This window comes from Paludisphaera soli (genome assembly GCF_011064595.1).
GTDB classification, from domain to species: Bacteria; Planctomycetota; Planctomycetia; order Isosphaerales; family Isosphaeraceae; genus Paludisphaera; species Paludisphaera soli.
The window spans coordinates 360759-375519 of record NZ_JAALJI010000003.1; the positions used below are offsets into that span (position 1 = coordinate 360759).

The window sequence follows — 14761 nt, forward strand, 5'->3', positions numbered from 1 at the left end:
TGTCTGGACCTCGCCCGGACCCGCGGGCTCGGATCGGAGTACGAGCCCAGGTCGCCGTCGGGGTCCCGCCCCGAACGGAGTCGGCCCCGCCCGGCGGTGCCCTATTGGAGTCGCTGCGATGCGTTCGATGAGACTCAACGCGTGCTGCCTGATCCTGCTGGCAGCCTCCTTCCCCGCGACCTTCGGCCAGGACTACAGCTGGCTCGACACGGCCTTGCCCGAACGCGCCTACGATTTCGGGACGGTCGCCCGCGGCTCCCAGCTTCGACACGCCTTCCCGGTCGTCAATCGGACCTCCCAGGAGATCCGGATCCTCGAGTGGCGTACGAAGTGCGGCTGCACCGACGTCAAGGTCGGTGCCAAGGTGATCCCCCCGGGGACCCAGACGACCGTCGAGGTGACCGTCGACACGACCCGATTTCTGGGCCACAAGCCATCCGGTCTGACGCTGATCTTTGAAACGCCGTCTTACGTGCAGGTCGACCTGAACACCTCGTGTTTCATCCGGGGGGACATCGTGACGACCCCCGGCCAGCTCGATTTCGGGATCGTCCGGCGTTCCGAGAAGGCCCCGACCGCGGCCCTGACGCTGGCCTACGCCGGCGGGCGGCCCGATTGGCAGGTGACCCGCATGAACACCCTCTCCGACCACATCAAGGCCGAGTTCAGCGAGGTCGGCCGCACCGCGGACGGCCAGATCAACTTCTCGCTGACCGCGACCCTCCAGCCCAGCGCCCCCAACGGCTATTTCAAGGACGAGATCACGCTGGAAACCAGCGATCAGCAGAAGATCCCGATCTCCGTCGTCGCCAACATCCAGAGCGCAGTGGCCTTGACGCCTTCCATCGTCAACTTCGGGCAGATCAAGCCGGGCGAGAGCATCACCAAGACCGTGCTCGTCCGCTCCGCCCAGGCTTTCAGCATCACCAACCTGACGACGACCAAGGCCGAGCTTCAGGGCGACGACCAGACGAAAGGCTCCCAGGCCGTTCATCAGGTCAAGCTCACGCTCAAGGCCCCGGATCAGCCGGGGGCGTTCCACTCCCTGATGACCGTGAAGACGGACATCCCCGACGAGCCCGAAGCGGTCCTGAAGACGTTCGCGACGGTCGGTCCATGAGGTCGGAGGGCCTGTCGCTCGCGGTCGCCGACGTCAACTGGTTCAGCACCGAGAACCTCTTCCGCGAGCTGGACGAGCCCGACGTCCGTCTCCTGACCCTGCGGTGCATGGACTATCGCAACGGCTGGCGGAAGGGCGTGCATCCCTGGTCGGCTTCGTGCCGCCGCCGCCGCGTGGGAGAGCGTCGCTGGGCGCGCGACGTCCTCCTGCCCCCAGGCTGGATGAAGCAGTTCCCGAGCGTCGGGATGCTGCCGATCGCCCGGACGATCGGGCGGTTCTGGGAGCGCCGCGGGGGCCGCCGCGGGCTGGTCGCGACCTACCCGCACTATCGCCATCTCGTCGACCTCGCCGAGCCCGACGCCACGCTCTACTACAACCTGGACGACTACACGCTCTACTGGCCCTCGCGCGCCGACGAATTGCGCGCGCTCGAACACGACCTCGTCGAGCGCTCGACCTCGACGGTCTGCGTGGCGTTGGCCCAGGCGGAGGCGTTGCGTCAGGCGGTCCCCTCCGCCGCGCACAAGATCCACCACATCGGCCACGGCACGCCCGCCGCCTTCCTCGCCGACGAACCGCTCGACCGGCCCGCGCCGCCCCCCGCCGACGTGGCGGACCTCCCCCGGCCGATCCTGGGCTACGTCGGTTCCCTGGAGGACCGGCTCGACTGGCCGCTGCTGGAGTCCGTAGCCCGCGCCTTCTCGAAGGCCTCGCTCGTCGTCGTCGGCAGGCCGCCCGAACCCGGCGACGAGCCCTGGCGCGAGTCCTGCCTCCGGACCTGCTCGCTCCCCAACGTGCACGTCCTCGGCTGGCGTCCTCAGGCCGAGCTCCCGTCCTATTACCAGACGTTCGACGTCAACCTGATCCCCTATCTGGTGGACCACCCGTTCAACCGGGCCTGCTCGCCCACCAAGATCATGGACGGGATGGGGGCGACGCGGCCCATGGTGGCCACCGCCGTCCCCCAGTGCCGGCTCTACTCCGAGTTGTTCGACGTGGCGGAATCCCGCGACGCCTTCCTGGAGGCCGTGACGCGGATCCTCGACCGGGGCTCGGACGACGGCCGGGCGGCGGACCGCTTCGCGCACGCCGCCGACAACGGCTGCGCCGCCGTCGCCTCGCGCGTGGTCGCGACGCTCGACGTCGCATCCTGAAGCCTCTCTGGCGGGCGGCCGAAGCGGGAACCCGGTGGCTTTGCAAGCCGTGCGCCGCTAGAGTCGTTCCCCAGAACACGCCGAGTAACTCGAGCCGGTGAGAACGTCCGCGACCGAAGGAGGACCCTGATGAGCCTTGGCCTGCGCGTGCGCCTGTCGATCATGATGTTCCTGCAGTACTTCGTCTGGGGCATCTGGCTCCCCATGCTCGCCCAGCGGCTGGGGAACAACGACCTGAAGCTGGCCGGCGGCGAGATCGGCTGGATCTTCACCGTGTACGGCTTCGGCTCGATCGTCGGCCCGCTGATCATGGGCCAACTCGCCGACCGCTACTTCGCCACGGAGCGCGTCCTGGCGTTCGCCCACTTCGTCGGCGGCCTGCTGCTCATCGCCACGGCGTACGCGACGACCTTCTGGCCGATCTTCCTCCTGCTGCTGGCCTACTGCCACCTGTACATGCCGACGATGGCCCTCACGAACTCGCTCTCGTTCCGCAGCCTGGGCGAGGCCAACCAGGCGTACTTCCCCTCCATCCGCTTCTGGGGGACGATCGGCTGGATCGCGGCCGGGCTGTTCTTCACCATGTACCTGGAATATGAAGACCTGCCGTTCTTCCGGTCCGTCTTCGACCTCCTGGGGCTCCACGGGGTGTTCGAGGGCTTCATGGGCTTCTGGAAGTCCTCGATCGTCCCGATCTGGCGATCGCTCTTCGCGCTCTCCTTCGTGGGCGAGCCGAGCTACCGGGACTGCCTCCGCGTCTCCGGATTCTTCTCGATCATCTACGCTTTGTACTGCTTGACGCTCCCCCACACGCCCCCCACCCCGGCGAGGGAGTCCGACCCGATCGACAAGCGTTCGGCGATCGTCGAGTGCCTGGAGCTGATGAAGTTCCGCTCGTTCGCCGTCCTGATCGGCGTGGCCGGCCTCGTCGGCATCATGTTGGCCTTCTACTTCGCCTGCGAGAGTTACTTCCTCGTCTCGATCGGGGTCGCCCCCACGCAGACCGGCGCGTACATGGCCATCGGCCAGGTCGCCGAGGGGGTGGTGATGCTCCTCATCCCCCTGTCCGTGGCGAAGCTAGGGTACAAGAACACGATGCTGCTCGGCATGGCCGCCTGGGCGACCCGATTCGGGCTGTCGGCCCTCGGCTACCCCTTCTGGCTGATGATCTCGACGCTCGTGCTCCACGGCTTCGCGTTCGGCTTCTTCTTCGTCGTCGCCCAGATGTTCGTCGACCGTGCGTCGAGCAAGGACATCAAGGCCTCGGCCCAGTCGCTCCTGGTTTTCGTCATCTACGGACTGGGGACGGTCGTCGGCAGCGCCGTCTCGGGATACATCCGCGAGTACTTCTCGACGCAGGCGAACGGCCTGGCCGTCGAGAACTGGAGGGGGATCTGGATGGGCCCCTTCCTCCTGACGCTGGGCTGCATGGCGATCTTCGCCCTGCTCTTCAAGGAGCAGCAGATCGGCGAGATCCGCGAGGACGCCGAGTCGCACTTCGAGCCCAGCGTAGCCTCGCATTGATCGCCCAAACTCCTTGATCGTCGCTGGGGGGGCGATTCGTCGCCCCCCCTTCGCTTTTCGAACGGCGTCGTCGCTGCGAGTGGCTTTGGGATAAGCTGGAAAGGTGACTTGGTTCGTCGTCGCCGCTCGTAGGTCGGGGGTCCTGGAATGGTCTCGTCGTCTGCCTTGCGTGCCGTGATCCGGAAGGCCGTCATGACCTGGCTGACGCTAGTCGCCCCCACGGTCGTGGGCGCCCAGACTCCCGAGGCGGACGCGGAGACCGACAGTCACCTCGCCTCGTTGCGGGATCGGCTCGAAGACCGGACGATCGAACTGCCCGTGCGCGAGGATCTGGCCCTGGAGATGACCGGGACGCTCGACCGCTCGGCGCGAGCGGCGACCCGCCTGGAAGCCAAGCAGGCCCGCTGGGACTCGGCGGTCGCCCTCCTTGACGAGTTCGACCGCAAGAATCCCGACCACCCTCGCAAGCGGGAGTTCGGCCTCCAGGCGGCGGTCTATCGCTGGGCGCAGGCCCGCACCTGGCACGATCGGCGCGAGCTCTTCCCGACCCAGACCCAGTCCGTCACGAAGGAAGCGGAGGCCCTCGACGACGCCATCGCCCGGCTTCGCCTGCTGGTGGGCGGGGCCCCCGGCGGGCTCGCCGACAACATCCGATTCCGACTCGCCTGGGCCCTGACCGACCGTGCGGCGCTCGAAGACGAGGGAGCCCCCACGGCCGCCCTCCGCCGCGAAGAGGCGCTGGATTTGTTGAAGGAGCCGCCGACCGAGCCCTCCCTCGCGGGCTTCCACGCGCTCCTGAAAGCCGAGCTGCTTCGCGAGGCCGGCAAGCTCGACGAGGCCGCCGCACAGGTCGATCTCGCCCTCAAGGCCGACCCCCCGCCGCCGGAAGCCGAGGTGATGGACCTCCTCGTCCAAATCTTCGTCGATCGAGGTCGATTCGACGAGGCGAGGCGACGAGTCGAGGCGTCGGGGATTTCTGGCCCCCGTAAAGATCTGCTCAAGGTTCGCATCGGCCTCGCTGCGTGGGCCGCCGAACCGGCCGATCCCGGGCGACGCGAGCGACGTCGGACGATCGAGGAGGACCTGGTCCAACGGATTCGGGCGCTCCGCGAGGCGAACACGACGGAGGTCCGCAGGGCCCTGGCCGACCTCGCGAGGTCGGCAGCGGAGTTCGATACCGACGCACCACACGCCCTCCGCGACGCGATGGCGGAGGGCTTCGAGATCCTGGGAGACCTCGACAAGGCCGCCGAATCCGCCGAGAAGGCCGCCGAACGCGCCGAGCAGGTCGGGCGGCGGGACGAGGCCGGCGCGTCGCGACTCCGGGCCGGCGGGTACCTGTTCCAGGCCGGTCGCAACGTCGAGGCCGCCGCCGTCCTCGGGAAGGTCGTGGCCGACACCGGTGCCGGGGACTCCCGTGCGAAGGCGGGGCTTCTGCAGACGCTCGCCCTCGGCCGGGCCCTCGCGGCCGGCTCGGGCGACGTCCCCCCCGACGCCTACGCGCGAGCCCTGGAGCGCCAGCTTCGAGACTTCCCGGACGACCCGACGGCCGACGAGGCTCGCTGGATGCTCGGGATGCTGGAGCATTCGAAGGGACGACGTGACGAGGCCCTGGCCCTCTGGAAGGCCGTGCCGGTGAAATCCCCGCGATGGATCCAGTCCCGGATCGCCGCCTGCGACGGCTTTCGCCGCGCGCTGGAGGACCAGATCGCGGCCGAGGAGCGCGACGGCCTGGAAGCTCGGTTCGCCGAGGCCTCCGCCTTCCTGGACGAGAGCCTGGCCCTGGGACGCGACCGACCGGACGCCGATCGGGCGGACCTCCTACTGGCTGGCGCCCGCCTGAATCTCGTGCCCGTCGTCGGGAAGGCCGCGCTCGCCCGGGACGCCGCCGAGCAGTGCTCGGCGATGAACGTCAGCGCGGACCGCCGGTATGAGGCGCGACTCGCCCGACTGATCGCACTCGCGGTGCTCGGTCGATACCTCGAAGCCGAGCGCGAGGCTCAGCAGCATGCTGGGTGGGCCGTCGCCTCGGGACGCCCGGCGCTGCTGGATTCCCTCCGTCAGATCGACCTGGCGGCCTCCGCGGCCGACAGCGATCTATTGCAGCGGCGGCTCGGGTTGATCGCTCGACACCTGATCCAGCCGCTCCTCCAGGACGAATCGATCTCCGACGACGAGCGCAACGAGTTGACGTTCCGGCTGGCCCGCGCCCTCCTCTTCCAGGGCGACCCCAGGTCGGCCCAGGCCACGCTGCAGGGCTGGGCTCCATCGACCCGCAAGGCCGACGACCGCTTCCTCAAAGATCTGGCCGACACCTACTTCCGGCTCGAAGCCAACGAGCTGGCGATCGACGTGGAGCGGCTCCGCCTCAAGAATCTGACCGCCGGGGCGCCGGCGTGGTTCGACGCCCGTTATGGGCTCGCCCTGGCCTACTATCGCCTCGGCCGGAAGCAGGACGCCTTGCAGCTGATCGAGGGCACGGCGATCCTCCACCCCGACCTCGGCGGGGGGAGGCTGCGCGACAAATTCATCCGCCTCCGTCAACGCCTCGGCTCGGGCCCTTGAGGCCGAACGCCTGGCGCAAGGCCCCGGCGATTTCGTCCACGGCCTCGCGGCCGCGGTCGAAGAACGGATAACGGCGCAGGAACCCGTGGATCATCCCGCCGTAGCGGGTGAGCTTCGCCGGCGTCCCGGAGGCCGACAAGCGCTCCGCGTAACGTTCGCCTTCGTCGCGGAGGACGTCGTGGCCGGCGGTAAGCACCAGCGCGGGGGCGAGCCCCGAGAGGTCGGTCGCCCGCATCGGCGACGCATAAGGTTCGTACCGCAGGCCCGGATCGGGGACGTACTGGTCCCAGTACCACAGCATCTCCGCGCGGGTCAGCATGCAGCCCTCGGCGAAGAGGCGATAGCTCTCGGTCTCGAAATCGCAGTCGAGGATGGGGTAGGCGAGGATTTGCAGGGCGAGGGCCGCTCCGCCCCGATCGCGCGCCGTCAGGGCGGCCACGGCGGCGAGATTCCCCCCGGCGCTGTCCCCGCAGACCGCGAGGCGGGTCGGGTCGCCGCCGACCTCTCCCGCGTGCTTCGCGAACCAGGACAGTGCGGCGTAGGCGTCGTCGGCGGCGGCCGGGTATGGGTGCTCCGGGGCGAGTCGATAGCCGACCGAGGCCACGATCGCCCCGGAGGCGTTCGCCATCGCGCGGCAGACCCCTTCATGCGAGGCCAGGTCGCCGACCACCCAGCCGCCGCCGTGGTAATAGACCACCACGGGCGCCGGTCGCTCGTCGAGGTTCACCGGCGTGATCACACGGATGGGGAGCCCGCCGCCGGGCCCCGGGATCGTCCGATCCTCGACTCGGCCGACTCGCGGCAGGCGACCCAGGAAGCGGGTGGAGACCCCCATCTGCGTTCGGGCCTGGGACGGGGTCATCTGATCGACCGTGGGGAGGCCCGACGCCGCCAGCTTGCCGAGGAACTCGCGCACCTGAGGGTCGAGGGGGGTCAAGGCCGCACTCCCCGGCGGACGCGTCCTGCATAATGGTTGTCAGGCATGTTGATTCGTTGCGGGATGGTGGAGTCGATAGGTCTTGTAGCCGCCGCCCAGATTGTACGCGTCGAGGCCTGCCTCCCGCAGGATCAAAGTCGCCATGTAGCCGCGCATCCCCACCTGGCAGTAGGCCACGACCGGACGATCTCGGGGGAGCTCGCCGAGCCGCTCGCGAAGCTCGTCGATCGGCATGTTCACCGCGGCGGGGATCGCGCCCGCCTGGAACTCCTTCGGCGTGCGGACGTCGAGGATCAACGCCTGGGAGTAGGTTTCGCTCTCCAGGTCCTCGACGTGGATCTGGGGGTAGAGACCGTCGGCGACATTCGCCGCGACGAAGCCGGCCATGTTCACCGGATCCTTGGCCGAACCGAACTGCGGCGCGTAGGCCAGCTCGACCTCCTGCAGATCATGCACGGTCATCATCGCCTGGATCGCCATCGCAAGGACGTTGATCCGATTGGCGACCCCCTCGGTCCCGACGACCTGGGCGCCGAGCAGCCGGTTCGACCCCGGCTCGGCCAGGAGCTTGATCGAGAGGGGCTTCGCGCCGGGATAATACCCGGCGTGGTGATTGGCGTGGACGTAGACCTTGAAGAACGCGGTTCCGACGCGCTCCAGGGCCTTCTGAGTCAGTCCGGTCGCCGCAAGGGTCTGGTCGAAGAACCCGACGATCGAGGTTCCCTGCGTCCCACGGTAGCGGCTCTCGCGGCCGAAGATGTTGTCGGCGGCGATGCGCCCCTGACGATTCGCGGGACCGGCGAGCGGGACCTGAGTCGGAGTTCCGGTCACGTAGTCCCGGGTCTCCACCACATCGCCCACCGCGTAAATCGACGGATCGCTCGTCCTCATGCGCTCATCGACCTGGACGCCTCCGCGCGGGCCCACGTCCAACCCGGCCTGGGCCGCCAGTTGGTTCTCCGGCCGGAGCCCGATGCCCAGGACGACCAACCCGGCCTCGAGCGTTCCGCCGGACTTCAGGGCGAGTGTGAGTCTCCCGCCCGAAGCGTGGATGGAGTCGATGGAGTTCTGGAGCAGCACCTCAGCGCCTCGCGAAACGAGGGCCTCCACGAACGGAGCCGTCATCTCGCGGTCGACGACGGGGAGCACCTGATCCTGCAACTCCACGACGGTGGTGCGCAGCCCCCTTCGCAGGAAGTTCTCGGCGAGTTCCAGGCCGATGAATCCGGCCCCCACGATCACCGCGTGCTCGACCCCCTGGTCGACTACGGCCTTGATCCGATCAACGTCGTCCAGGTTTCGGAGCGTGTAGACGCCAGGCAGGTCCGCCCCCGGGATAGGGGGCTTCACCGGCACCGCGCCTGGGGCCAGGATCAGCGCATCGTATGAAAGCTCGGTCGTCGAGCCGTCGGCAAGGTTTCGCGCGGTCACGGTTCTGGCCCGGCGGTCGACCGCGATCGCCTCGGTCCGGGTGCGGACGTCGATGCGGTAACGCCGCCTGAGCAGGCTCGGCGTCGTGACGATCAACTTTTCGCGTGCGGCGATCTCGCCCCCGATGTAGTACGGCAGGCCGCAATTGGCGAACGAGACGTCGGGTCCTCGCTCCAGGATTACGATCTCGGCGCTCTCCGAAAGCCGCCTGGCTCTCGTCGCCGCCGAAGCTCCGCCCGCCACACCACCGATGATCACCAGCTTCATCGCCGTTCCTCCGTGACGCAGGGCGTCCGCCTCGCATCCTTCGAGTGCGGAAGTCGATGCGGCGCCCTGGTCCCTGCCTCAGGAGGTCATCCTACGTCCCAACCCCCAGGATTGCCACGGCTACGAATCAAGCCTCGCGTGCGACCAGGTCGACTGCTCCTCGAATCGTTCGAAACGAAACAGGACCGGGCCCGCGCGACTCCGGAGAGGAGAGTCGAGCGGTTCCCGGCCCGTGTCTCAAGGCGATTCAGCCAGGGATCGGCCACTTGGGCCGAGTCGCTTGTCAGCGAGGCTGGACGGTGGTCGCGGGGGCCGCGGCAGGAGCCGGGGCCGGGGTCCGCTCGACCGCCTGCTTCACCTGATTCGTGATCGAGTTCGCGGGCTCGGGGACCTGGAGGTTCTTCAGCTCGCCGACGATCACCCGCACGCCCGACTGCAGCTCTTCACGGGAGAGCTGGCCGTCGTTGTTGGCGTCCATCACGCGGAAGACCACGCTGGCCGGGTTGACGATGGCCTTCTCGAACTCGTCGCGGCTCACCGCGCCGTTGTTGTCGAGGTCGGCCGTCTGGAAGGCGGCCTGGAGGCCGGCGCGGCCCAGCTCGACGGCGGCGCCGTTGAGTTCGGCCGGGTCGAGCTGGCTGTCGCCGTTCCGATCCGCGGTCAGGAAGAGGCTCTGGACGCCGGTCTGCACGGCCTGGCGGAGCTCGGTGGCGTCGAGGGAGCCGTCCTGATTCGTGTCGATCGCGGCCATGGCGTTCTTGCCGGCCTTGTCGATCTCGGGCTTGCTTCCCTGAGCCGCCGTCTCCTGCTCGGCCCGCTGCAGGACGAAGCGGAGGATCGGGCGCTGATTGAGGAGGTTCTCGCGAGCCTGATCGCCTTCCTCCTTCGTCACCTTGCCGTCGCCGTTGGCGTCGGCGCGGAAGAAGAAGCCGCCGACCAGCAGGTTGCCCGCGTCGACCGCCTCCTTCTGCGAGATCAGGCCGTCGTTGTTCACGTCGGCCATCTTGAAGAGCATCTTGGCCGAGTCCTGGACGTCGCCCAGGCTGTCGATGGGTCCGATGGGATCCTTGTCGTCGGCCCGCGCGACGGTGAAAGTACCGGCGACGAGCAGCGTCGAGAAGATGGTCAGAGTCCCTTTGTGCATCTCATGTCTCCTTGTCTGATCTTATGTTACGAAACTCTTCCTGAAGCTCAAGGCAGGCAGTCGTCCACATCAGGTACGGCTCAACAGTCCGAGTTCCGTGACCACCTACGAGGGACACATCTATTGCAATCGGAGTACCATCGAGCTCGAAACCTCGAAGACTCTCCGTGAGTTTCACGGAAATCCGGATTAATTCGTTGATGCTTCTCTATAGCGGAAAGCGGAGGTCCCAAATCCGTTGAATCCCTCGGCACTTCGAATTCCCTCATCCGCCCAGGCTCCGAGTCGGACCGGGTAGGGTGAAGCCCGGTTCTCGAACGTCGGGAAGCGGATCGCTCGGGGTGCAATAAGGTCCGAAGCTAACGGGCAAGCCCTCGCCGATCGCCAGGCCGAGGCCCCGCGTCGGCTGGGTTGATCGCCAAGTGCTCAAGACTTGTTGATCAACGACGGCGTCTTGAACACCATCGCGACATCCCTCACAACGCCCGCGAGGAACTTGTCGTGGTCTTCATGATGAGCGATGTACCTACGCGGAAAATCGACTCGTCGATGCCTGCATTTACTTCGACATCAAGGGTCGGAGGGCGGTACGGGCTTTGCTGTACGGATGCGAACCTGTCAGGCTTCCGAGTCCCTCTCCATCCATATGTGGCTCTCAATAGCCCGGCCGGAAGGTCGGGCCGAGCCGCGGGAGGCATCATGCCCGAGTCAATCGACGTCGCGGTACCGGTCGCGGATCGCGGCGAGCTTACCCGGCGTCTTCGTTCGTTGTTCGGCTTCCGCAAGTTCCGACCCGGCCAGGAGCGAGTCGTGCAGGCTGCCCTGGAAGGGCGCGACACCCTCGTCGTCATGCCGACCGGATCGGGCAAGAGCCTTTGCTTCCAGCTCCCGGCACTGGAGTTACCCGGGGCGACCATCGTCGTCAGCCCTCTGATCGCACTCATGAAGGATCAGACCGAAGCCCTCCAGGCCCGCGGATTCGAGGCGATCGCGATTAACAGCACGCTCTCATCGGCCGACCGAGCGGCGGCCGAGGATCGTCTTCGAAACGACTTTCACGGATTCATTTACACGACGCCCGAGCAGCTCGCCTCCGCCGAATTCCGTTCACTCCTACGCGGGTGCCTGATCGACCTCTTCGTGGTCGACGAGGCTCATTGCGTCAGCCAGTGGGGCCACGATTTCCGGCCCGAGTTTCTCACGCTCGGTTCGGTCATCGAGGACCTGGGGAATCCCACGGTGCTCGCCCTGACCGCGACCGCCACGGCCTCGGTTATCGAGGACGTCTTGAAGCAGCTGCGCATCCCGGACGCAGGCGTGGTGCACACCGGCTTCTACCGGGATAATCTGCACCTGCTCGCCTGCGAGACCAACGGCGAGGAGGACAAGGTCGAGCGGATCGCCTCGCTCCTGATCGCCAATCCGGGGCCGGGCATCATTTACGCCGCGACCGTCAAGAGCGTGAAGGAGATCAGCGAACGGCTGGCCGAGAAAGGGCTCGTCGTCACCTCGTATCACGGCCGCATGCGGAAGGCCGAACGTGAGGAGAATCAGGATCTCTTCATGAGCGGCAAGATCCCCATCATGGTCGCGACGAATGCGTTCGGCATGGGAATCGACAAGCCGGACGTCCGATTCGTCATCCACGCCCATCCCCCAGCGACGATCGAGGCGTTCTATCAGGAGTTCGGCCGCGCCGGCCGCGACGGCGAGGCCGCCCGTTGCGTCCTGATGCACCACGGCGACGACTGGAAGCTCCACAACTTCTTCCAGGCAGGCCGCTATCCGTCGGGCGAAGATCTCGTCAACGCCCACCACGCCCTGAAGCGGTTCGACGCCGAGCCCCCCACGTTCGAGCAGTTGACGAGCCTCTCCCCCCTGCCCCGGACGAAGCTCAAGACCGCGATGAACTTCTTCCGGAGCCAGGGGATCGTCAAGGAAGACCTCGCGGGCAAACTGCACCTGCTCCGCGCCGACATGGACCTCGACTCGCTCACCCGCCTGGCCAGGCACTACGAGGAGAAGGACGAGGTGGACCGCATGAACCAGCAGCGCGTCGTCGAATACGCCGCGATGCGGTCTTGCCGCTGGTCCGCCCTCCTGGATTACTTCGGCGACGAGGAGTTCGCCGCCGCTTGCGGACGCTGCGACAACTGCCACGGCCACGCGGCCTGACCCGCTCTTCGCACCCCTGCGACCGCGCGAGCCTCCGCCAGGCTCGCGCGGTCGCTATTGTTTTGACGCCCGCCCCTTTCGGCGTTCCGATTCCGACAGGGGGCTTCGAAACGAAAAGGAGCCCCGCCGAAGACGACCCACTCTTGGCGGGAGATCCTTGACGGGGCTTGCTCTGGTCTTGATCGTCCTGAACGGGACGGCTCAGCGGCCGGCGTTCCGGCCCTTGTCGTCGATGTTCACGTCGCCGTGCTTGTCGACCTTGAGCTGTTCCTTACGGACAGTGCCCGAGGCCTGCTCGGTTCCCTGAACTTTCCGCTTGCCGACGGAAACCTCGTCCGTGACGACGGTCTCCTTCTCGACGTCGATCTCCTCACGCCTGACGGGGATGCGGACCTCCTCGGAGCCGGAGGCCGAGATGCCGCCAGGTACGGCGCGGCCGGAGCCGGGACGACGCTCGACGACGATCTCCTCACGCTCGACCGGGACGGTGACGGTCTTGTTCTCCGTGACGACTTCCTTGCGCACCGAGACGTCGCCAGCCTCGACCGAGTGCTTGCCGACCTTCAGCCGCTCCTCGTGAAGCTTGAAGGTGCGGTCGTAGGCGCTGCGGACGGCGTCGCGGGCCTGGTCCCAGGTCACGCTGGCGGCGTGCTTCGTCTTGCCCCAACCCTGCTTGAGGTCGTTCTCGACCTCGGCGAAGGGCCGGCCGCCGTACTGGTTGTACGCATCCCCGCCGTAGCGGTTCGCGGACCGGTAGTCGAAGACGTCCTTCACGGCGTGCTTGGCCTTGTCCCAGGTCAGGGAGGCCGCATGCTTCGTCTCGCCCCAGCCCTTCTGCAGGTCGCCTTCGATCTCGTCGTAAGGCTTGCCGGAGTAGCGGGCCTCCGATTCGCCGGCGTAGTGGTAGGCGGGCTCGTAAGTCTCGTAATCGTGCCCCTTGGCATAGGGACGGGAGGGGAAGCTCTCGCGGAGCCAGTTGTCCTCGGTCGTGGGGTCGATCAGCTCGCCGACGCCCTTGCCGGCGAGGCCGCCCGCGATGGCGCCCACCGCCGCGCCGATCGCCGTGCCCAGCGGGCCGGCCACCGATCCGATGGCCGCCCCGGTGGCGACGCCGCCGAGGGCCGCACCGATGCCGGTCTCCACGGGGTGGGACCCCGGGGCGTCCGTGATCGGGTCGGGGTTGCGGCTGCCGGTCGGCGGGACGTCGACGCTCTTCTCAGGGTCTTTACGGTTCGCCATGGTGTGCTCTCCCTTGGATCTGATGATAGGTCGAACGGTGTTGGTGCGGCGAAGGGACGATCTAGGATCGCTCGAGCGGGCCACCACATCGGGCCTCGGCCTCGCCACGTTCCGACGGGAAGTTGAATTCGCAAACGCGATGCCGTCGGACCGATATGGAGCCCGGAAATGGGGCCGAGGACCCTCCCTCATTTCGCGACGATTCGGGCACACCCCTTGCAACATTCATCAATCAGAGCAAGCCATGCGGGCATCCATATAAACTAAGTCCAAAAGGACTCTCGTTCGTCGAGACGTGGACGTCGCGAGCAGCGTGCGGGGCGGTCCGGGAGGTGGGTGGTGAGCGAGGGCGTTCAACCGACGAACGAATTGCCGGCCTACGCGCGCATGATGGCCGATTATCATGAAGCCTTCGCGCCCGAGCTTCGAGGTGTCGTGGGAGGCCTAGAGCTAGCCCGCGGATCGCGGGTGGTCGACCTGGCCTGCGGCGACGGCGCCTACACCCGATGGCTCGCGGAACGGGTCGGCGAAGACGGCGAAATCGTCGCCGTCGACCTCTCCTCGAGCTTCCTCGAATGGGCCCGGGCGAAACTCCAAGCGGGCCCGCTGCTGGGTCGTGCGCGGTTCGTCCAGATCGACGTCGAGCATTCGCCGCTGGTCGAAGGCCGTGCGGACCTCGTGTGGTGCGCCCAGAGCCTCTACAGCCTCCCCGACCCCGTGTCGACCGTCCGTCGCATGGCCGCGCTGGCCCGTCGGGGGGGTCGCATCGCCGTGTTCGAAAGCGATGAACTTCATCATATATCGCTCCCCTGGCCCATCGAGATCGAGCTGGCCCTCAAGCAGGCGGAGCTGCGCGCTTTCGAGGAGCGTTCTGACCGCCCCGCAAAGTACTACATCGCCCGCGACCTCCCCCGGATCTTCCGCGAGGCCGGGCTGCCGGACTGCGCCTTCCGAAGCTTCGCCTTCAGCCGCCGCGCCCCGTTCGACGCGCCGACGCGACGTTTCCTGGAGGCCCACGTCAAGGAGCTTCGCGATCGCGCGGCCCCCTACCTGGACGCGGCCCAGAACGCCGAGGTCGCCGAGCTGACGGCGCCCGGCTCGCCCCGCTTCATGCTCGACGACCCCGACGCCCTGGTCGTCTGCCTCGACCACCTGGCGACGGCGGTCCGCGGCGAGGAATAAAAAAAAGAAGATCATGCGAACAA

General features: G+C 67.4%; 10 protein-coding genes. 6 read left to right on the forward strand and 4 right to left on the reverse strand.

All coding sequences use genetic code 11. The features are described from left to right. The first annotated feature begins 118 nt into the window (after positions 1-118). The 4 genes from G6O68_RS06580 to G6O68_RS06595 all read left to right on the forward strand — a co-directional run bounded on the left by G6O68_RS06580 (position 119) and on the right by G6O68_RS06595 (position 6363). Complete coding sequence (locus G6O68_RS06580) at positions 119-1120, forward strand: DUF1573 domain-containing protein (RefSeq protein ID WP_165246072.1); 1002 nt, start codon at positions 119-121, stop codon at positions 1118-1120. Beyond that, a complete protein-coding gene (locus G6O68_RS06585) occupies positions 1117-2274 on the forward strand; it encodes a glycosyltransferase (RefSeq protein WP_165246074.1) in 1158 nt (385 codons plus the stop codon). Before G6O68_RS06580 ends, G6O68_RS06585 begins: the two co-directional genes overlap by 4 nt. A 129-nt stretch (positions 2275-2403) precedes the next feature. Beyond that, entirely contained in the window at positions 2404-3798 is a 1395-nt protein-coding gene (locus G6O68_RS06590; RefSeq protein WP_165246076.1) for an MFS transporter, read from the forward strand. Positions 3799-3990: 192 nt separating this feature from the next. Beyond that, positions 3991-6363 (forward strand): tetratricopeptide repeat protein, encoded by a 2373-nt coding sequence (locus G6O68_RS06595; RefSeq protein WP_165246078.1) that lies wholly within the window; start codon positions 3991-3993, stop codon positions 6361-6363. On the opposite strand, the gene G6O68_RS06600 is transcribed toward G6O68_RS06595, so the two are convergent. From G6O68_RS06600 to G6O68_RS06610, 3 genes are all read right to left on the reverse strand, one after another. Continuing rightward, complete coding sequence (locus G6O68_RS06600) at positions 6326-7300, reverse strand: alpha/beta hydrolase (RefSeq protein WP_206108029.1); 975 nt, start codon at positions 7298-7300, stop codon at positions 6326-6328. The genes G6O68_RS06595 and G6O68_RS06600 overlap by 38 nt on opposite strands. A gap of 39 nt (positions 7301-7339) precedes the next feature. Further along, positions 7340-8998: an FAD-dependent oxidoreductase gene (locus G6O68_RS06605; protein ID WP_165246080.1), complete on the reverse strand. Its 1659-nt coding sequence runs from the start codon at positions 8996-8998 to the stop codon at positions 7340-7342. Positions 8999-9281: 283 nt separating this feature from the next. After that, the gene (locus G6O68_RS06610) at positions 9282-10142 is read right to left on the reverse strand and encodes an EF-hand domain-containing protein (protein ID WP_165246082.1); all 861 of its coding nucleotides are present in this window, start codon (positions 10140-10142) and stop codon (positions 9282-9284) included. 699 nt (positions 10143-10841) lie between these two features. Between G6O68_RS06610 and G6O68_RS06615 the strand changes: the two genes are divergently transcribed. Then, positions 10842-12317 carry a RecQ family ATP-dependent DNA helicase gene (locus tag G6O68_RS06615; protein ID WP_165246084.1) on the forward strand — a complete coding sequence of 492 codons (1476 nt, stop codon included), beginning with the start codon at positions 10842-10844 and terminating at the stop codon, positions 12315-12317. A 201-nt stretch (positions 12318-12518) separates the two neighbouring features. Here the strand turns inward: G6O68_RS06615 and G6O68_RS06620 are convergent, their stop codons facing one another. After that, the gene (locus tag G6O68_RS06620) at positions 12519-13556 is read right to left on the reverse strand and encodes a YsnF/AvaK domain-containing protein (RefSeq protein WP_165246086.1); all 1038 of its coding nucleotides are present in this window, start codon (positions 13554-13556) and stop codon (positions 12519-12521) included. A 339-nt stretch (positions 13557-13895) separates the two neighbouring features. Between G6O68_RS06620 and G6O68_RS06625 the strand changes: the two genes are divergently transcribed. Beyond that, the gene (locus tag G6O68_RS06625) at positions 13896-14738 is read left to right on the forward strand and encodes a class I SAM-dependent methyltransferase (RefSeq protein ID WP_165246088.1); all 843 of its coding nucleotides are present in this window, start codon (positions 13896-13898) and stop codon (positions 14736-14738) included. Positions 14739-14761: the final 23 nt, after the last annotated feature.

What these genes read in the sequence shown, in the direction of transcription:
- G6O68_RS06580 (WP_165246072.1), top strand. Translation starts at nt 119, where the DNA reads ATGCGTTCGATGAGACTCAACGCGTGCTGCCTGATCCTGCTGGCAGCC.
- G6O68_RS06585 (WP_165246074.1), top strand. Translation starts at nt 1,117, where the DNA reads ATGAGGTCGGAGGGCCTGTCGCTCGCGGTCGCCGACGTCAACTGGTTC.
- G6O68_RS06590 (WP_165246076.1), top strand. Translation starts at nt 2,404, where the DNA reads ATGAGCCTTGGCCTGCGCGTGCGCCTGTCGATCATGATGTTCCTGCAG.
- G6O68_RS06595 (WP_165246078.1), top strand. Translation starts at nt 3,991, where the DNA reads ATGACCTGGCTGACGCTAGTCGCCCCCACGGTCGTGGGCGCCCAGACT.
- G6O68_RS06605 (WP_165246080.1), bottom strand. Translation starts at nt 8,998, where the DNA reads ATGAAGCTGGTGATCATCGGTGGTGTGGCGGGCGGAGCTTCGGCGGCG.
- G6O68_RS06610 (WP_165246082.1), bottom strand. Translation starts at nt 10,142, where the DNA reads ATGCACAAAGGGACTCTGACCATCTTCTCGACGCTGCTCGTCGCCGGT.
- G6O68_RS06615 (WP_165246084.1), top strand. Translation starts at nt 10,842, where the DNA reads ATGCCCGAGTCAATCGACGTCGCGGTACCGGTCGCGGATCGCGGCGAG.
- G6O68_RS06620 (WP_165246086.1), bottom strand. Translation starts at nt 13,556, where the DNA reads ATGGCGAACCGTAAAGACCCTGAGAAGAGCGTCGACGTCCCGCCGACC.